Source organism: Pseudonocardia oroxyli, assembly GCF_900102195.1.
Classification (GTDB): domain Bacteria; phylum Actinomycetota; class Actinomycetes; order Mycobacteriales; family Pseudonocardiaceae; genus Pseudonocardia; species Pseudonocardia oroxyli.
Genome location: NZ_FNBE01000015.1, coordinates 27002 through 44500, shown reverse-complemented (window position 1 = coordinate 44500; position 17499 = coordinate 27002). Strand labels below are relative to the sequence as shown.

The following is a 17499-nucleotide window of genomic DNA, read 5'->3' as shown; positions in this document are numbered from 1 at the left end:
GTAGCTGGATGCGTGCGTGAGTCCGGATCTACCGGATCGCGCTCTGCGACGTCGACCGGACTCGTGGTCGCCGAACTGCTGGTGGCGAGCTGCCCGACGAACGGCGCCGCTCCGAACGGTGTCGGTGATCGGTGACCTGCTGATGCCGGAGCGACCTCCTATGGATCAAGGCGACGCCTCCAACGGCGCGGGCCGGCTACGCCAGCTCCACTCGGCCTCGGGTCGAGGTCCTGCTGCTGTGATGCCTTCGGAGAGAAACTTCGAACGGATGTTCCAGTATCCTTGTATGCCCGCTACCCTGTCCGGGTGACCCGCCTCGTCATGCCTGAGCTGCTGGCAGCCATGCTGACCTGCGGCGGCCCATCACACTTCGATGTTCGCGACCATCGCCGACTGCACGAGTCATTGGTGGCGCTCTGGTCTGACCTTGCAGATGATCCGGCCGCCCGCGATCTCCTGCCGCTGCAGGAACCAGTGCCGGATCCTGAGGTTCGTTGGCGGTTCAGAGGTGTTACCGCGGCACTATGGAAACTGAACGCTGATCGGGTCCTGCTGACGGAATCAGCTCCCGGTGGTGCTCATTTTAAGGTCGATCACGATGCTGCCGAGTGCGCGGCGGCGGGGCACGAGTCTCTTCCATCCACGACCAAAGAGGCTGTTCATCGACGCGCGGTCGACTGGAGCATCGCGGTCGAGACTGACTTGAAGAAGGCGCGCCACTCTGTGTGATTGTCCTCGGTTACAACGAGGTTGTGCTGCTCAAGGTTTCGCCACCGATTGGCGTTGCGGTGGCGCCAGCGAGCGGAGAGACGGATCATCCCTGAGTTCGGCCCTCTGGTGATCTTGACCGCCGTGGCCTCAACGTCTCTCGGGACGCGGAGCTTACCTGACGTCACTTCTCCGGCCCACTTCATTGGAAACTCAGAATCGACAGTCCGCCAATTGAGATGCTGGATGTTTTGTAAAGCCCGCTGAACCTCAAGGGCGCTCGCCGGCCTTGAAGAGCTTTCCTTCTGTAGGAGCTTGTTGACGACGCGCCTCAGATCATCCGGAACGAATGAGGGAACGGCAAGATCCCGCCCGCGAAGAGTTCGGTTCCCACTCAAAAGACGTCGGTCAACGTCGTCCATGTCGACGTCCTCATAACGGAAACGTCCACCGAGCATCTCGCGCAGGACGAGGCCCAGGCTATACAGGTCGGACTGCGTCGTGTACGAGCCCGAACGCCACTCGGGCGCCTTGTACAGGGGGGTCCCTCCTGCGCAGCTGGCTGAGCCGTTCTGGATCGATGCTGCCGAGCCGAAGTCGCCTAGGAGGGCAGTCTTCAGGTCGTTCGCGAGGAAGATGTTTCCCGGCTTTATGTCTCGATGCACAAGATTCCGCTCAACGTGCAGGTAGTGAAGCGCGTCGAGGATGTTGCAAGTTAGGGAGATCGCTTCGCCCATGCTGAACGTATGGCCGCTCATGAGGGCCGCATGTAAGCTGCCGCCCTCGTAGAATGGCATAGTGAAGGTCACTGCCTGGTCGCCCCATTCAGGGTCCCATTGTGCTTCCCAGACATCAATCAAATATGGGTGCGATAGCGACCGGAGTAGGCGAGGCTCGGTGCTCGCGAATGAGTCCGTTGCGCCGAGCATGCTGACCGTCTTCTGGACGCACTGCGCCTGAAAGACTTCGTGGTAGCACTTGTGGCAGATTGCGGTACTGCCCTCATCCGTTATCGTGCGAATTGCCGTGTAGGTTGGCTTAGGAATCAGCTCGCCGCGAAGGGCCATTTCTACTCGCGTTCAGCGGCGATCGCGGCCAACGCCGCAACGTCTCGCTTGCCGGACCAATATGGCCCACTTGGTGAGCAAAGGGTGGGGGCGTGCGACTTGAGCGCCCCCTGCCGTGGAATCGAGAGGATGCTCCGTACTTGAGCACGGGTCAGTCGTCCTGCATCGATCTGATGTTCCGCGGCCGCGAGTATGAATGTCGTTTCGATGGCTATGCGTTCCTTCAAGCTGGAATATGAACCTGAGCTGTTCGCTTCGGCATCGAGTACTCGAAGCCTCTTTATGTCGTGCGTTGCTAGGATTTTCATAATGTCGTCTCGGAGGCCGACCAACGCGCGGGCTCCTGTGAGTCCTTGAGGGAGGCGCAGCATGTACGGCTCAGCTTCAAGCAACTTGCCTTGCTCTGCCACAGACAGATAAGCCGTGTCAGCGGCGACGTTGACTCCGATTGACCGCATCGCCTCCACCTTCCGTGAGGAACGCCCCCGTGTCGTCGGCCGTTGACACCAATGACCCCCACGCCCGTGCAGACACGCAGCGTAGCGGATCATTCGGCCGGGTGTGTCAGTGGCTCGCCTGCAAGAAGTCTGTGCGGCCTCGGATTCGCGTGGGTCTAGGAGGGTCGGCTCGGTCCTGTCACCCTCGCCTGGCGGGCAGATCAACAGGGTGGCCGCCTATGTCACTCCGGCTGGGCCCGGAGGTTGGCCTCGTCCCGTGCAAGGCTGTCCAACCTTGCCAGTAGTGACGGCATTGCGCATCCCGCTCATCGCCCGTGGCGCCAGGCCAAGGCGCGGTGCTGCTGAACAGCCACCGGCCGGACTGCGCCCAAGAGCGCTTGATCGGTGAGTAATCCTCTTGAACTTCGTCACGGACAGGCGGGCTAGAATCCGATTATGCGTGGTAGCCCCGAAGACGGCACTGTGCCCGACGACGACTCGGACGACGTAGTCACGCTCGTTCGAGCCGAAGACGCAGGTGAGCCAGCAGGTGGTTGGCCTCCGCGTCCGCAACCAGAGGGTGAAGGGTCTGGCGAACTCACCTTCGTTCGGGGCGAAGCCGCCGTGTCTCTTCCTCAGTCGGCGGCATCCACAGCGCCGCCCGCTCCTCCCGATCCACCTAAGTCGCCGTGGCCAAGCCCAGGCGATGGAACAGAAACCAAAGTGCGATCTGAAAGCGTCGGCACGTACTGTCGGCTGTCTGCTTCGCTGCCCGGACAGATTCCTCGTTCAGTCCTAGGCGCTCTTGCGTACCGTCAGGCGGCTGGCTCGGCCCCCTTTCCTCCCCCGCCTAAAGACCCGGTAACAGAAGTTCGCGGTGAGAATGTGTGATAACCGCTGCGAAGTTCTAATCGTAGCACCGGCTGATGATGCTCATGCGGATTCGGTCCGGCGAGAATTCGTTGCCCGCGGTATAGATGTCAGGTATCTCAACGCCTCGACAAAAAACATCCGATGGTCGGGCGAAGCGGGACAGGCTAGTTCGATTTCGTCGTTCCAGGAGGGGGAGAAGCTGCCACGGTCGGTTTGGTGGCGACGCCTTGAGAGGCCAAGAATCTCCGTATCCTCGACCTTGGAGGATTCGCTGATTGCTGATGAGATCACGGCAGCCATTAGCGGGGTCGTTCTCGCCGCCCCGCGGGTCATCGATCCCCCACACGTTGTCTCAAGGGCCGAGAGTAAGCCGGTCGGGCTAATGGCTGCTCGGCGGGTGGGCGCGCCCACGCCTCTGACTCTGATTACAAACGACCCTGTCTCCGCTCGGGAATTCATTGCCGGTGGCCGAACTCTCGCGAAAGCGATGAGCTCTGGCATTGGATTAGCTCCTTTCGCCGATTTCGTCGACGAGGGACTCTCTCACTTGGTGACAGCCGCGCCTGTACTCCTTCAACGAGTGGTTGACGCCAGCGAGGACGCGCGCGTCGTGACGGTCGGTCGCCATGCGCGTACGTGGACGCGACGCCGTAGCGATGCTCTGATTGATTGGCGGGCAGCTGACCCAGGAGGTGCTGGCTTCAGACTGGCTTCGCAGGGCTCCGCGGTGTCGATGCTAGAGATGCTCGCAGTGCAGGTCGCCACAGAGTTGGGTCTGACCATGAGCGTGCAAGACTGGCTCATCACGGAAACCGGCCCAACGTTCCTTGAAGTCAATCCACAGGGGCAATGGCTATTCCTGGAGGGCAGCGAAGAAATGGTCACTCCTACTCTCTGCGATCATCTGGCGTGCGACCCTACTCAGATCGATGCGTAGCTTCGCCAATCGAGCAATTGTCTGGCTCTTCAAGATCCTTCGTGCTCCGGTCGAGCGTGAAGAGGAGGGGGGCAGCGGCGGTTTCTGGCCCTCGTCGCGCCAGGCATTTCTATGGGACCTTGGGCCAAAGAGTGCCGCGCCCGGTCGGGATGGGTTAATCCCGCCCGCCGGCCCGGATGTTCGCTGGGTCGACAACTTGAGCGGCGACGCAATTGAAGAGTTGCTTGTCGCGGCGAAGACTGCACACGACCGGGCGCTTGCGACCGCAGGCGCAACGGAGGCGAAAGCATCGCGCTTGTTGACACCGACAATAGCACTCGTGGTGTCGAGCGTCGCGCTTGCAGGGCTAGTCCTGCAGAAGGCGGCTACTCAGGAGTCAATGTGGTATGTGATCCTCAGTGTCCCGGCATCGTTGGCGGCGATAGTCTTCCTGATTTCGGCGGTCCGGTCTGCCGACGCTGATCTTCGAGTGGGAATGTACGGCAGCGCAGATTCGTTGAGCGTTCTAGGGATCGCGAGCGAGGGTCGGATCACTGTCGATGGTGTGCCCGTTGTCCTGCCAGACGGAGAGGCGATGAAGCGGGCATATCTGAAGTCTCTGCTTGCTGCCCGAGAGCTGGCCAACTGGACTCAGCGGCATAAGGCCAGTGCGGTGATGCAGGCTCGTGCCTGGCTGTCCCGTGGCCTGGTTCTCTTCTTTTGCGCGTTGGTCGTTACCGGTGTCGTTGTTGCTTTGCCCGCAAGACTCGCGCCAGGTTCTGCTCCGGGGCGTACAACAGTAGAACCGGCGAAAGTCGGGCCGGCAGGCTCGGTTTTAACCCCACCACCGGCGGTCTCTGTGGCTCCGACGTCCCCCGTCGTGGGCCCCCCGCCTGCTCCTGCGCCAACGTCGATCCCTGGCACAGGTTCGTCGACGCCATAGGTGCGGTGTGAAACACAAGGGTCTGCCCACCACCGTCGAGCACGGCCAGACACCCTCAGCAGGCTCAATCCTGTCGAGTTCGAGACGCTCCTACAGCTGGCCTTTCATGCGGCCTGACCACCTACCCGATACGGTCAACCAGACCCCTGGGCAGCCCCGACATTGTCCCCGCGGGTTCGGGGGCGGAGACCATGCGGCGCAGCTCATGGGCGTGGTCCGGCGCTGTCGCGGTAGCGCTGGCGGGCAGCTTTGATGACCTGAACCGTCGGTCCCTCGGCATGATCCACGTTGAGGGGCGGGCGTAGGAGCCGGATGATGTCGGCCTCCACGTCGCGAGGTGTTGGGTGCTCGCACCAGGACACACGAAGGTTCGTGCCCATCCACTCGGTGAGTCGGATCTCGTCATTGTCGACGAGGACGACGCGGTCGGTCCAGCACGTCTGGTATCCCTGCTCGTCGAGCAGGAGCCCTGCCAGGGTTCGGCGGAGGGTGGAGCTACCGCTGCTGCGGAGGTGGTTCGAAGCGAGTCGGGAGCGGAGCTTCGTCGCCAGCCCGACGTAGAGCAGTCGGAGGTCTGGCTGCGTGGGGTGCGCGGGGCCGATGAGCTCGGGTAGGACGAGCGGTGACGCCCACCAGGCGTAGAGACCTGGCACAGCGGGAGCCTGTGTGCTTACGTCCGAGATACGGACCGGGGTTGCCAGAAGCTCGTCGACGACGGCGTCGAGCGCCGGGCGAGCGGAGGTCATGCCCGCAGTGTGCACGACCCTCGGGCCCCACCATGCCCTGGGAGATCAGCGAGAGCTTGTGGGCCGTCTGGACCCTGAGACAATCTGGATAGCGGTGCGGCGCCGACCCATTGGGAGGCGACCTACGCGGTCCGGGCTGGCGAATTGTCCCCAGTCGGGCAGGGCGTCGCCATTTCATCCACACCGCGAATTCGAGGCTCGCGTGCTTGCCGGGCACCGTGGTCCGCTGGCTGTCGCGTGCGCCAACAGGTGCGCGGTGATCGCCTGGGCGGCTCCGGGCGGCGTTGCAGCGCCGTCCCGGAGCCTGACCGGCCCCTGCGGAGACAGGAGACGGCTGTGCAGAAGCCTTCCATGCCCGTGCCCGACGACGGGTCGAACCGGCGGACTCGTCGGCCCCATCGACATCGAGCTGGTGCGTCGTGGCCGCCGCGCGTGAGCGGTGGCGGGGGTGCGTGGAAGGTGTGGCTGCTCGTCGCGCTCGCGATCGTCTGCTTCGTCGGTGCGGGGTTCGGGTTGGGGTTTTGGTTCGCGACCTGGTGAGCGGGTGCGAGCGGCCTGGTCTCGTCCAGGGTCGACGCTGCCACGCATGGGTTCTCATGCTGTTCGTCGTCCGCGGGTGTCTGGTCGGCGTGGTCGGTCTGTGCGGGTGGCGTTCTCGACGGCGGAGTACGCGTTGGTGCTCGCGGCTGCCCGTCGGGCGGGAACCGCGGTGGCGGCGTGGGTGGGGGAGCGGGCGGTCGAGGCCGCTGTCCCGGCTGCGCGTCGGGATCGGCGGCGGAGCATGGTCGCGGAGCTGGTTCGGGTGCGGATGGAGCTGGGGCTGCTCGCGCAGGCTGGCGAGGTGAGCGCCGATGTTGTGGACGAGCGGTTGGAGCGGCTCGATGAGGTGCTCGACCGGATCATGGCGTCGACCAGCCGTCGTCGGTGATCGCGAAGGTCGTCCATGGGTGGAGGGCGGGCGGTCTGCTGGCGTACCTGTTCGGGCCGGGTGTCTCCGACGAGCACGTCCGGCCACGAGTGGTCGCGTCATGGGACGGCCGGGACAGCGCCTGGCAGCCCGAGCAGCGTGGGCCGGGGGAGCACGACCTGGAGCTCGGCCCGCTGATCCGGGCGATGCAGGCGCCAGCCGTGGCCGCCGGGTTGCCGCTGCGGGCACCGAGCGACGGCGGGCGGGGGTATGTCTGGCACTGCTCGGTACGGCTCGCGGACACGGACCGGGTGCTGCCGGACGAGCAATGGGCGGACATCGCCCGGGAGCTGCTCCACGACGCGGGCATCGCTGAGCGCGACGATCCGGGTGGGCCGCGGTGGGTGGCCGTCCGGCACGCCGACGACCACATCCACATCGCCGCGGTGCTCGTGCGCCAGGACTCGAGCAAGCGGTTCTGGCCGCGGAACGACTACCCGAAGCTTCGGGCGAGTGCCCAACGGATCGAGGCCCGTCTCGGTCTGACCGTCACGCCGTCCGCAGAGGGTGCCGCGAGCAAGCGCCCTACTCGTGGTGAGCTGGCGAAGTCGGACCGGGAGTCGCGGCGCCCCGCACGTGACGTTCTTCGGGGAGCAGCGCGGCGCGCTGCGTTGCGGGCCTCGTCGGTCGAGGAGTTCGAGAAGGCGCTGCAGAAGGAGGGGCTGCTGGTCGAGATTCGGCGGGCACCGTCGGGCGACGCCATCGGCTACAAGGTCGCGGTCCCGCCGGACCTCCTCGCCTCGGGTGAGCCGGTGTTCTACTCCGGCAGCAAGCTCGCCCCCGATCTGTCGCTTCCACGACTCCAGCAGCGCTGGGCGGAAACCGGTGGCCAGGACCAACGGCGCATCCGATTCTCGACAGCCGCGAGCCAGGTGAACCGGGCAGCGGAGGAGGTCGAGAGCGGACACGTCGCGCCCGAGGGGGCCGCCGATGGGCTGGCAGACATGTTGACCTCGCTGTCCGCCGTCACCGACCCGTCAGAGCGGTTCCGGTACGCCGCGGCGGCGGATCGAGTGCGAGGCACGCGTCCACAAGGGAAGGCAGTCCACGGAGGAGCGGATCTGAAGGTGGTCGCGAGGCGGCTCCTGCTCGCCCGTCGACTCGCCATCGCGGCGGACAACGGCGGTGAGGAGCTGACGCTCGCCCTCGCTCGGTTGGCGCTCGCGATCGCCGAGCGCACCCGCTCGCGCCCGTGGGCGCGGGCCGCCTACACCGCCGCGGCCCAACTCGTTGCGGGTGCCGGCCCGGGGAGCTCCGCGGTAGTCGGCGGAGTAGGACAGAGCGAGCCTGAACGGACACCGCACGTCCAACCGTGACCCTCGGCCGCATGGTCGAGACCCCGAGGGCCCGATGAGCAGCGGCCGCAGCCAGGAGCAGGCGGTCATGGCGACCGCGAGGCTGGTCGGCCCGCAGAGCACCGACGTGCAGATCATCCACCCTGGCACGGACGACGCTGCGGTGAGCGTGCGGATCGGCAAGGTACTCCTCTACATCCACGAGGAGCGGACGGCAGAGCACTTCCACAAGGTGTGGGAACAAGCGCAGGACGCCGCCGACATGCTCCCCGGCTCCGGCGACTTCCGGATGGTCAGAGCGCTCAGGGGGATGCCGGAACCGGCGATCGCAGCCAACGCGATCGGGCTGCCGGCCTGCGCGGTCACGGCCGGGAAGACCAAGGGCGACCCGCCGCGGCCGTTCCTGCGGGTCCAGCTGGGTCGTGTCGCGTTCGAGGTCCGGGACCAGTTCGCCTTCAACACCTGCGCGCATTCCTTCGCCTACGCCCGGAAACAGGCGGCGAAGGCGTTCGTCGAGCCTGGGCGTCAGTTGATCGTCCATGGCGCGTTCGAGGTCGCGGGGGATGCCTTCTTCCCGGACAGCGACGTCGAGCAGTTCCACCGCCCGGGCGGGGTTCGAATGCCGCCGCCGACTCAGCGCATCGAGACCAACGGCGCCAGCCGTGTGCCCGGCGCGCCCGTTCGGTGACCGACTACAGCGTGAGGGCGACACCCGCGAGCGTTCCCAGCACCAACGCCGGCCCGTAGGGCACGTCGCCGCCCGGACGGTTGAGGGCCGCGGTCACCGCGGAAACCAGCAGTAGCAGACCGGACAGCCCGACTGTGAGGGCGGTGCATCGCCACCCGAGGAACGCGGTGGCGGCAGCCAGGCTGGGCAGGATCTTCACATCGCCCCACCCGAACGCGGTCGGCACGACGAAGAGAAGCCCGGTCGCCACCATCCCCATCGCGGCCGCTGCGACAGCGGCGCGGATCAGCGCGTTCGGGTCCGCGCCTCCTGTCACCGAGACGGCGAGAACCACGGCGACGGACTGAGCGGCGACCAGCCGGTTGGGGAGCCGCAGCTCGGTCACGTCGACGATCATCGCGGCGCCACCGAAGACGGCGACCGAGGCGAGCAGGGCGAGGCTGGTTGCGGAGCCGCCTACTTCGGCGGCGACGATCCCTACCCCAGCGACCAGAGCTCCGGCGACGGACTCCACGGCCGACGTCGGACGAGCTGTCCGCGTGCTGCGTCGGGCTAGCACGAGCATCAGCGGCGCCAGAGCGAGGCCGACGACGCCCCCGACGATCATTCGTCGTCGACGGGCCGGCCGAGCCCGTTCGGGAACAGGCGGTGGAAGACCTCGAAGCTCGCGGGCGGGAGGTCTTCGCCGACCTCGAAATCGCGTTCGGCCAGTAGCAGCTCGGCGTACTGGCGCATCGCCCCGGTGTCTCCCTCGGCGTGTGCAATGCGCATGAGGTCGAGGAACGGGTTGTCGTGGGTCGAGTCGGGGTCGACCATCCGCGCGATCTCGGCGGCCCACCTCGCCTCCTCGAGGTCGTCGTTCGCCAACGCGAGGTCGACGAGCTCGTGGGCGGTGTCGATCACGAAGCCCGGGATCAGGGCGTCGTGATGCTGGTCAGGGTTGCTCAGCCAGGCATAGCCGCGGTCCCGGCGCGGGCTGAGGACGGGGCCGCGAACCAGCCGGAGGGCACTGCGGTAGTCGGCACGGGCGTCGTCGACACGACCCGCCGCCGCCCGCGCCTGGGCGCGCTTACGAAGTCGGCGGAAGAGGTCCCAGTCGAGAAGGTGCCCGGTCAGCCGGTAGCGGCCGTCACCGCTCGTGCTGAGGGAGGGGACGAACTCGACGTCGGGCCGGGTCGGGTGCTTGCCGATCCACGGACGCAGCTCGGCGATCGTGCGGCGCACCCCTGACGGCGACGCGGCCTTGCCGTCGACCCACAGGTCGGTGGCCATCTTCTCGCGGCTGACCCCACGCTCGTGGAACGCGAGGTAGACGACCACCTCGATCTGCCAGGCGGCCCGGCCCGGTGGAGGCCCGCCAGGAGCGCGCACGGCCGGCTTGCCGAGCACCGCGACCAGTGGCCGGGCGGGTGTCTCGGTGTCACCCCACTCGGCGAGATCGTCGTCTAGATCCGGGTCGTCGTTCTCCACCCGGGTGAGGCGACGTTCCTGCTTCGTTGTTCGCTGCGGGAACGGCTCGGGAGGGTCATCAGGGACGATTTCGGCGGGCTCCGGTTCCCACGACCCGTCGAGGGTCATCTGTTGGGCCCACGGCTGGTCTCCCCGAGCGGGCGGCACCGGCTGGTCGGGTTCGTCAGCGGTGGCGAGGATGTCGAGCAGGCCCTGCCCGAGCTCCCGAGAGAGCTGTTCGGCTTTGACCCTCTCGCCCGCCCATTCGATGTCGGCGAGCACGCCATCCTGATCGATGGAGAGGCGTGGTCCGGGGAGCGGTGTGGCCGTGCTGGAGGTGAGGACGACGGCGCTGGTGCGTCCCCGGCCGAGGAGCCGGTCGCAGGTGTCGTGCAGCAGCTGTTCGTCGTACATGTCGACGGCGTGGACGACGAGGACCCTGACCACCAGGGCTTCGGAGGGGTCCCCGGCGGCACGGCGCGCCGGTGCAGGGATGTCGGATCCGTCAAGTTCGGGGGCCGACGCGTCGAGGATCGTGGTGAACCGCTGTAGCGCCTCGTCGAGATCGCGGAAGGTCTCGACCTTGTGGTGTCCGAGCGGGGTGAGGTCCGGTTCGAGCCCGACGACGATCAGCTCGAGATCGTCGGCCCACTCGCTCGTTCCGAGCTCTAGTGTGATGTGTCGGAGGAGGTCGCCAGCCTGGTGACGGCTGCCGACGAGGTGGAGGACGCCGTCCGCCTCAAGGTCAGTGAAGACGGTGCTGCCGTCGTCGAGCCGTCCGAGGGACGCGAGCGCCGGATATCCGTTGCGCGCTGTGGTCGGCGCGGTGGTCGCGGTGGGCAGCAGCCAGTCGCCCTCCGCTGTCGTCTCGAACGCTGACGGTGCGGGTTGCCCGCGCAGGCCCAGCAGGACGACGCCGTCCGGGGTGGACACGGCTCCGTTGACGTTCGGCGGTGGGGCCTCGGCGGCGGCGAGGCGGAGTGCCGAGTGCAGGAGTTCGGTGTCGGGTCCGGCGATCGCAGCGCGACGGACAGGAGCTTCTACGACGGCGTCGGTGGCGGTGGGAAGCGCGATCTGCCTGCGGTACTCGCGAAACCGCCGCTGGCGACGGCGGAGGTGCAGAAGGAGGCCGAGGAACCCCGTCGCGGCAGCCCCTCCCAGCCCGACGAGCAGGGGAAGGGGCGTCGACTCGTCCTGGGCGGGCTCCGCCGCCGGCTGCGGAGGGGCAGGGATCCTCGTCGGTGGGGCGGGCTGCTCCGTCGACGGGGGTGCTGCCGAGTGCTCTGCGCTCGGACGGGAAGCTTCTATCGGCGGCGTCGCCACGGGCGGCTCTGGCGCGGCGCTGGGCGTCGGGCTGGCTTCTCGTTCCGGTGTAGACGGTGCGTCGGCGCTGTCTGGCAGCCGAAGCAGCCAGCCCGGGCGGATCACCCGAGGATCGGTGAGCCGAGCACCGTCCGGCTGTACGATGTCCCGAGACGCATCGAAGATCTCCGGATATCGATGGGGGTCTCCGAGCTGGTCTTGGGCGATGGATGCGAGTGAATCGCCCGGGCGGACGGCGATCTCGCCCGACGGCTGAGCGGGTGGCAACGCGAGAACCCAGCCCGGCCGGAGGTGACCGGCGTCGGTCAGGCGGGCGTCGTCCGCCTGGACGCGATCTCGGTTCAGATCGAGGATCTCCCTCCACCGAAGTGGATCACCAAGCTCGCGGAAGGCGATGTCCCACAACGTGTCCCGGGGTTCGACGACGTAGGTGGCGACAGCCGGATCGGGTGTCGAGGGTGCCTGCACAGCGATCAGAACCGGTGAGGTGACTGGCTGTGTGGCGGTTCCGGGCTGGGACGTCAGGGTCGTCAACGCCCACAGGATGAGGGTGCCGGTGAGAGCGCGCGGCCCCACTCGCCGTTGATGGAGCACGTCGATGCCGTTGCGGAGGACGTCGACGACGTCCATCGCAACAGTGACCACGAGGTAGATCCAGAAGGCCCACACGGCGAGGATGAGCAGGCCGACCAGCATGCGTCCGTCTTCGGGGTGCAGCAGAGCGACGGTCAGCGCGTCGAGGCCGGGTAGGCGTTCCGGGAGGTGAGCGGCCCCGAAGCGAACGAGCGCCATCGGGATGCCTACGACAAGGGCCAGGAGGGTGGCCGCCGCGAGTGCGGCGCGGGCCGAGCGGTACGCGGTCGTCATCATCGAGGGCCTCCGGAGGGGATCATCAACGGCGCCGACTCGGCTGAGCCCGTGCTGGTCAAGGCCTCGACACCCAGCACGCCCAGGATGAACGACGGGCGAACGAGAATCACCCGTACTCGAACCCGACCGTTGGGTGTCACCTCGGCGGTTGCGGTCGCCTCGGCCAACTCGGCGAACCGGGTCGCTGCTCGCACAGCGCGCGAGGTGTCGAGAGTCAGGTGTCCGCGGCGGAGCTCGTTGATGTCGATCTGCTGGGCTCCGGCACGAGCCGACTCTTCAGCGATCGCGTCGGCATCCGCGAGCTGTTGGGCCTTTCGTACCCCGTCGATCCCGAGACCGGCAGCGAGCAGCAATGCGAGGACGAGGAGCGTCCCCGGGACGGACATCGCACCTCCGCCGCGCTCGTTCATTCGTGCTCCCGAAGCGGGTCGATGGGGCTGACGGCACTGGCGGCGGTGCGGTACGACCCGGGTGCTCCTGGAATCGCGAGGTCGGACCAGCGCGCGTCGCAGCTCACCTCCGCCCGGACGACGGCCAGACCGTCGTCGTCGTCGACAACCACCCTGACAGCCACTGCGGCACAGGCGATCCCGCGCTGGCTGAGCGCCCCACGCGCAGCGTCCTCGGCGATCGTCGCCGCCGCAGCCGGGTCTCGTTGGATGGACGCGATCCGGGCCGCGGACGCCGCGGCCTGCGATGTGGCCGCCTCAGCCATCGTCACTCGCACACCGGCGATGCCGAACGCAACGACCAGTCCGAGTGCACCGACGAGGACCGCCCCTTCGACGGACGGCCCCCCGCCCCGTTCACCCTCGATCAGCGGCTTCATCGGGCCGGCCTCTCGATCGCCGCTGCGGCAGCACGATCGACAGTCAGCCCGAGGCCGGGAAGGAGGCCGGCCACGTTCCCGGAGACGCGAACGGTCAGGAGCCCGTCACCACCCTCGGCTGCCTCGACCGCAGGCTCGCTGATCAAGCTCCCGGCGTACGTCTCGAGGAATCGGAGGGCCTCTGCACGTGCCGCTGCCGGTGGAGTGCGTACGTCCGCGTAACGCCCGGCGCGCAGTCCGTCCTCCGCGGCGGACATGGCGAGCTGCGACGAGATGGCGACGAGTGAGACCTGTACTCCGGCGAGGAGGATCGCCACGAGTGCGCTCCACAGGAGCGCGAGTTGGACACTGACGGCCCCACCTCGTTCCGATGTGAGCGTCACTCCAGCGCACCCAGCTTCTTGGCGACATAGCCGCCGACGGCCGTGAGGATGAGTCCGCCGAGCACCGCCCCCGCCCCGATGTGGAAGCCCTCGTCGCTGTTCCTGCCGCCGCCCCGTTCGTCCATCGGGCCTGTTCGGCGCAGGAGGGCGAGATGGGCTTCGGTGACCACCAGCTGGATCGAGGACAGGACGGTGCGCACGGGAGCCTCCAGGGCTAGAGGGACATCAGGAATGAGGTGGCAGGCACAAGGACCCACGCGGTGATCAGGAGGACCTGGACGGCCCCGGGGATGTTCATGCGGACGCTGGCGCGGTTGGCCGCAGCGTGGGCCTCGGACCGCAATTCGTCCTCGAGGCTGTCGGCTCGCGCGAGCAGGGTTTCGATGACCGTGCCGCCGTCACTCCCGGCCGAGCGGGCGATCGCGCTGATGTCGTCGAGCTCCGGCAGATCGACGTCTTCGCTGAGCCTGCGGAGTCCGTCCCACGGCATCTTCCCGGCCCGCTCGGCCAGCTCCAGGTGGTGGCCGATCGTGGCGAAGGCCCATGTGGAGGTCAGAAGCTCGGCCGGGCCGCGGAAGGCGGTCACGACGCCCGCCCCTGCTCGACGCAGCAAGCTCACCTGCTGGAGGTAGGTGACCAATGCGTGGCGGAGCTCGTCGCGGCGGGCATCGGCACGTCGCCGCACCCGGCGAGCCGCGCCGCTCCACCCCGCCCACGCTCCCACGGCGGAGAACCCGACCGCGAGGATGGAGGGAAGCTCGACCTCCAGCACGACCGTCAGTACGAGAAACAACGGTCCGCAGAGCAGCCCGAGAACCGCCTCGATCAGTCGGCGGAGAGCGAGCTCGGACCGGTCGATACCGAGGACACGAAGATCCTCCGCGTCGACCGCCAGCGGAAGTCGGCCCAACAGACCGCGGAGCAGGCTCGTCCCCAATGGAGTCGCAGCGACGGTGCGGTTCCGCTCGTGGCTGAGCCACAGTGCGTCGTCCAGGTTGGGGCGCCACCGCTGGATGCTGGTGAGCATCAGGGCGACGGCGAGGCCCAGCGCGCCACCCGCCGTGGCGCCCGCCAGCGACAGGATCATCGTTCAGCGCCGAAGAAGCGGGGTGCAGGGGTACCGAGTGCGATGCGCCGCATCCAGATGAGCACGGCGACCGAACCCGCGAGCAGCGCGGCCATGATCAGCTGACCTCCGAACGAGCGGTATGTCTCCGCGAACCCAGGTGCCAGGGCGACCAGGACGAACACCCCTGCCTGGATGAGCAGGAGCATGGCGATCGACTGTCGGGCTTCGGCGCGGTCCGCCTCGACCTCCCGCCGAGCTCGGACCTCCCGCTCCAGCGACGTGGCGAGCTGGCGCAGTACCAGGGCGACGCCGGGCGTCTGATGGGCCAGCGCGAGGGCCAGAGCGGCCGCCACGGCGTCTCCGCTCCGGTCCCCGACCCCGTCGGCGAAGGCGCCGAACGCTGCGACCCGATCGGCCTGGGGCAGCTGCAGGTCGGCGGCGAGACGGCGTACCGGCCGCTCGATCTCGGAGGGTGCGGCCTCGGCAGCTGCCATCACTGCGGCGGTCAGCCCGGGGGCCCCACCCCCGACGAGGAGGTCCGACATCCGACGGCACCAGGTGCCGAGTGCGGCGAGAACGGAGATGCGGTGCTCCGCGACGTCGGCCGAGCCGAGGAGCCAGGGAAGCCAGATCCCCGTCGCGGAGATCGCCACGCCGGCGACGGGCCAGCCGGTGATGCCCGCTGCGGCGACGCCACCCACGATCCAGGCGATCACACGGACCCGTTCATGACGAGCGGGGAGCTGCGACCTCCGCGCTGTTCGGAGCAGCTTGCGTGCCGCGTCGACCCCGATGATCCGCCGGGGGAGGGCGCCGGGGGAGAGCGCGAGAGCGACGGCGAGGCCGAGCGCTGCCCCTCCTGCAGCCCCGAGGACGGTAGTGCCGGTCATCGGACTCGCACCTGGCCGTTCGCCGGCAGAAGCAGAGCCGCGAGGTCGATGCCCGCCTCCTCGAAGGGTGCTCGGTTCTGGGGCAGCATCCGGAAGACGGCCCGCGGGTCCGTGCCGGACGGGTCGGGCGCGAAGATCCGGTTGAGTGCGACGACACCGGTCTCCGTCACGCCGGCCACCTCGGCGACCTCGCTGACGATTCGGCGCTGTCCTCCCAGCGCCGGGTGGTCCACCTGCCGCATGTGGACCACGTAGTCGATGCCCTGGGCGGCGAGCCGGGTGACGAAGGCATCCGACCAACCGTGGCCTGCGCCCTTCATAGCGGCGGTGACCAGCCGCTCGAACGCCTCACCTGCCGAGCCCGCGTGGAGGGTGCACATCGAGCCGGGCATTCCGGCGGTCATCGCCTCCAGCATGGGGAGGGCCTCGGCGCCGCGCACCTCTCCGACGACGACGCGGGTGACCGACATCCGGAGCACCTGGTGGACGAGGTCGGACAGGGTGATCTCTCCGGCTCGATGGCCAGTCTTCGGGTCGGCCTCCGTGGAGCCGGGGCGCGCCTCCAACGCGATCAGGAGTGGCGAGGCGTTGGCGAGATCGGCCAGTCCGAGCTCGAACTCGGTCTCCAGCGTCGCGATGCGCTCGGTCGCCGGGATCTCCCTGGCGGCGCAGCGCATCAGCGTCGTCTTGCCGACCCCCGGAGCGCCGGTGAAGGCGATGTTGCCCCTCGCTCGGACCACCGCACAGATGAACTCGCCGATCTGCGCGGACAGGGTGCCCATCCCGGCGAGGTCGCTGAGAGTCAGGTGGGCGACGCGGTGGCGCCGGATCGTCACCGTGGGACGGCGAGCTACGTCCCGGATCGCGGCCAGGCGGGAACCGTCCGGTAGGCGCATGTTGAGGAAGGGCTGCGAGGGGGAGAAGGCCCGCTCGGACGTCGCGTGATGACCGGCGATGAACTGGATCTGCTCGATCAGCGCGGCGTCGGACTCGGCGAGGCCGTCCTTGGCGCGACGGATGACACCGTCTCGGAAGCGGACGAGCGGCGGGTCGCAGCCGGTGATGTAGACGTCTTCGATGTCCGGGTTGTCGAGGATCTCCTGGAGCATGCCCAGGCCCCAGATCGCATTCTCGACCCGGCGGAGGACGATGGCCTCCTCGGCTGCTGTGAGCTGGGGGACACCGGCGTCGCTTCGGCGGGTGGCCTCCGACACCAACTCCTGGCCGATCCACGAGCGGACCCGCTGGCGCTCGTCCGCCGCTGTGAGCCCGTCTTCGCTGTGGAGGCGGCTCAAACGATCGAGCACGACGGCGTGGATTCCGGCGATCACCGCCTCGTTCATGCCGTCACCCCCTCGGGCGGAGACGCCAGCTCGGCACGGACGCGGGCTGCCAGGTGCGCGGCCGCCCGCGTCAGCGGACGCCGTCGATGACGGGGCGGCGGTGGGGCGCCGTCCGACCATACGGCTGCCGTCCTGGCGTCGAGGGGGATCTCGGCTAGGACTTTTCTGCCGCAGGCGTCGCCGATGTCGCGGCCGGGGTAGGGCTTGCCGGGATCAACGACCACGAGCCCGATCGGGACGTCATCCGCCTCCCGTGTCAACGCCGGCAGCGTCCGTACAAGTGTGCGGACGCTGTTGAAGGACGAGTCCGTGACGACGAGGACGAGATCGCTCTCGTGGAGAAGGACGTTGACTGGGTGCGCCATGGCGAACCGGCCGATGTCGACGATCAGATCCGCGTCGACGATCTCGGTCAGTGTGGTGGCGAGCGGGGCGAAGTCGACACCGACCGCCTGCTCCGGGGCACCGAACCCGCCGAGCAGTAGCGGGCCGTGGGGGACCGGTCGGGAGACATGGCGTTGCAGAGCCTCCTCCAACGAGCCGTGTCGTGACTCGAGGAGGACGTCGACGAGCATGTGCTCGGTTTGCACCGCGCCGTCGGTGAGCCCGGACAGAACGCTTCCGCACTGGGGGTCGAGGTCGAAGAGGATCACCGGGTCCGGCCAGCTCGCCGCGAGTGCGAGGCACAGGGTGGTGGCGCCGG

At 68.0% G+C, this 17499-nt stretch carries 17 protein-coding genes; 5 read left to right on the top strand and 12 right to left on the bottom strand.

The window, feature by feature from the left end:
- Positions 1-306 precede the first annotated feature (306 nt).
- Positions 307-729 (top strand): hypothetical protein, encoded by a 423-nt coding sequence (locus tag BLS43_RS29545; RefSeq protein WP_143030154.1) that lies wholly within the window; start codon positions 307-309, stop codon positions 727-729.
- On the opposite strand, the gene BLS43_RS21420 is transcribed toward BLS43_RS29545, so the two are convergent.
- Positions 660-1775, bottom strand: coding sequence for a serine/threonine protein kinase (locus BLS43_RS21420; protein WP_093088042.1), 1116 nt, complete (start codon positions 1773-1775; stop codon positions 660-662). The genes BLS43_RS29545 and BLS43_RS21420 overlap by 70 nt on opposite strands.
- Before the next feature lie 2061 nt (positions 1776-3836).
- Here BLS43_RS21420 and BLS43_RS21415 point away from each other — a divergent pair.
- Positions 3837-4022 (top strand): hypothetical protein, encoded by a 186-nt coding sequence (locus BLS43_RS21415; protein ID WP_143030153.1) that lies wholly within the window; start codon positions 3837-3839, stop codon positions 4020-4022.
- A 1125-nt stretch (positions 4023-5147) separates the two neighbouring features.
- On the opposite strand, the gene BLS43_RS21410 is transcribed toward BLS43_RS21415, so the two are convergent.
- On the bottom strand, positions 5148-5690 hold the full coding sequence (locus BLS43_RS21410) for a GIY-YIG nuclease family protein (RefSeq protein ID WP_143030152.1): 543 nt from the start codon (positions 5688-5690) through the stop codon (positions 5148-5150).
- A 640-nt stretch (positions 5691-6330) separates the two neighbouring features.
- Here BLS43_RS21410 and BLS43_RS21405 point away from each other — a divergent pair.
- The 3 genes from BLS43_RS21405 to BLS43_RS21395 are packed head-to-tail and all read left to right on the top strand — an operon-like array spanning position 6331 to position 8640.
- The gene (locus BLS43_RS21405; protein ID WP_093088032.1) at positions 6331-6618 is read left to right on the top strand and encodes a hypothetical protein; all 288 of its coding nucleotides are present in this window, start codon (positions 6331-6333) and stop codon (positions 6616-6618) included.
- Positions 6615-7973, top strand: coding sequence for a relaxase/mobilization nuclease domain-containing protein (locus BLS43_RS21400; RefSeq protein WP_093088029.1), 1359 nt, complete (start codon positions 6615-6617; stop codon positions 7971-7973). The genes BLS43_RS21405 and BLS43_RS21400 overlap by 4 nt, the downstream gene beginning before the upstream one ends.
- Positions 7974-8007: 34 nt before the next feature.
- Entirely contained in the window at positions 8008-8640 is a 633-nt protein-coding gene (locus tag BLS43_RS21395; RefSeq protein ID WP_093088026.1) for a hypothetical protein, read from the top strand.
- A 4-nt stretch (positions 8641-8644) separates the two neighbouring features.
- On the opposite strand, the gene BLS43_RS21390 is transcribed toward BLS43_RS21395, so the two are convergent.
- The 10 genes from BLS43_RS21390 to BLS43_RS30150 all read right to left on the bottom strand — a co-directional run bounded on the left by BLS43_RS21390 (position 8645) and on the right by BLS43_RS30150 (position 17449).
- Positions 8645-9154, bottom strand: coding sequence for a prepilin peptidase (locus tag BLS43_RS21390; protein WP_176921463.1), 510 nt, complete (start codon positions 9152-9154; stop codon positions 8645-8647).
- 89 nt (positions 9155-9243) lie between these two features.
- Positions 9244-12282, bottom strand: a complete 3039-nt coding sequence (locus tag BLS43_RS21385) for a LysM peptidoglycan-binding domain-containing protein (protein ID WP_093088020.1) — start codon at positions 12280-12282, stop codon at positions 9244-9246.
- Positions 12279-12692: a TadG family pilus assembly protein gene (locus tag BLS43_RS21380; RefSeq protein WP_143030151.1), complete on the bottom strand. Its 414-nt coding sequence runs from the start codon at positions 12690-12692 to the stop codon at positions 12279-12281. The genes BLS43_RS21385 and BLS43_RS21380 overlap by 4 nt, the downstream gene beginning before the upstream one ends.
- On the bottom strand, positions 12689-13111 hold the full coding sequence (locus BLS43_RS21375) for a hypothetical protein (RefSeq protein WP_093088014.1): 423 nt from the start codon (positions 13109-13111) through the stop codon (positions 12689-12691). Before BLS43_RS21375 ends, BLS43_RS21380 begins: the two co-directional genes overlap by 4 nt.
- Entirely contained in the window at positions 13108-13428 is a 321-nt protein-coding gene (locus tag BLS43_RS21370) for a hypothetical protein (protein ID WP_093088012.1), read from the bottom strand. The genes BLS43_RS21375 and BLS43_RS21370 overlap by 4 nt, the downstream gene beginning before the upstream one ends.
- A 62-nt stretch (positions 13429-13490) precedes the next feature.
- Positions 13491-13694, bottom strand: a complete 204-nt coding sequence (locus BLS43_RS21365; RefSeq protein WP_093088009.1) for a hypothetical protein — start codon at positions 13692-13694, stop codon at positions 13491-13493.
- Positions 13695-13708: 14 nt separating this feature from the next.
- Positions 13709-14521 carry a type II secretion system F family protein gene (locus BLS43_RS21360; protein ID WP_176921462.1) on the bottom strand — a complete coding sequence of 271 codons (813 nt, stop codon included), beginning with the start codon at positions 14519-14521 and terminating at the stop codon, positions 13709-13711.
- A 56-nt stretch (positions 14522-14577) separates the two neighbouring features.
- A complete protein-coding gene (locus tag BLS43_RS21355) occupies positions 14578-15453 on the bottom strand; it encodes a type II secretion system F family protein (protein ID WP_143030150.1) in 876 nt (291 codons plus the stop codon).
- Positions 15450-16796: a TadA family conjugal transfer-associated ATPase gene (locus tag BLS43_RS21350; protein ID WP_176921461.1), complete on the bottom strand. Its 1347-nt coding sequence runs from the start codon at positions 16794-16796 to the stop codon at positions 15450-15452. The genes BLS43_RS21355 and BLS43_RS21350 overlap by 4 nt, the downstream gene beginning before the upstream one ends.
- The gene (locus BLS43_RS30150; protein ID WP_176921460.1) at positions 16793-17449 is read right to left on the bottom strand and encodes a CpaE/TadZ family protein; all 657 of its coding nucleotides are present in this window, start codon (positions 17447-17449) and stop codon (positions 16793-16795) included. The genes BLS43_RS21350 and BLS43_RS30150 overlap by 4 nt, the downstream gene beginning before the upstream one ends.
- Between the last annotated feature and the right edge of the window lie 50 nt (positions 17450-17499).

Excerpts from the sequence above, each read along its gene's own strand:
- BLS43_RS21420 (WP_093088042.1), bottom strand. The coding sequence starts at position 1,775 with ATGGCCCTTCGCGGCGAGCTGATTCCTAAGCCAACCTACACGGCAATT.
- BLS43_RS21410 (WP_143030152.1), bottom strand. The coding sequence starts at position 5,690 with ATGACCTCCGCTCGCCCGGCGCTCGACGCCGTCGTCGACGAGCTTCTG.
- BLS43_RS21395 (WP_093088026.1), top strand. The coding sequence starts at position 8,008 with ATGAGCAGCGGCCGCAGCCAGGAGCAGGCGGTCATGGCGACCGCGAGG.
- BLS43_RS21385 (WP_093088020.1), bottom strand. The coding sequence starts at position 12,282 with ATGATGACGACCGCGTACCGCTCGGCCCGCGCCGCACTCGCGGCGGCC.
- BLS43_RS21380 (WP_143030151.1), bottom strand. The coding sequence starts at position 12,692 with ATGAACGAGCGCGGCGGAGGTGCGATGTCCGTCCCGGGGACGCTCCTC.
- BLS43_RS21375 (WP_093088014.1), bottom strand. The coding sequence starts at position 13,111 with ATGAAGCCGCTGATCGAGGGTGAACGGGGCGGGGGGCCGTCCGTCGAA.
- BLS43_RS21360 (WP_176921462.1), bottom strand. The coding sequence starts at position 14,521 with ATGCTCACCAGCATCCAGCGGTGGCGCCCCAACCTGGACGACGCACTG.
- BLS43_RS21355 (WP_143030150.1), bottom strand. The coding sequence starts at position 15,453 with ATGACCGGCACTACCGTCCTCGGGGCTGCAGGAGGGGCAGCGCTCGGC.
- BLS43_RS21350 (WP_176921461.1), bottom strand. The coding sequence starts at position 16,796 with ATGAACGAGGCGGTGATCGCCGGAATCCACGCCGTCGTGCTCGATCGT.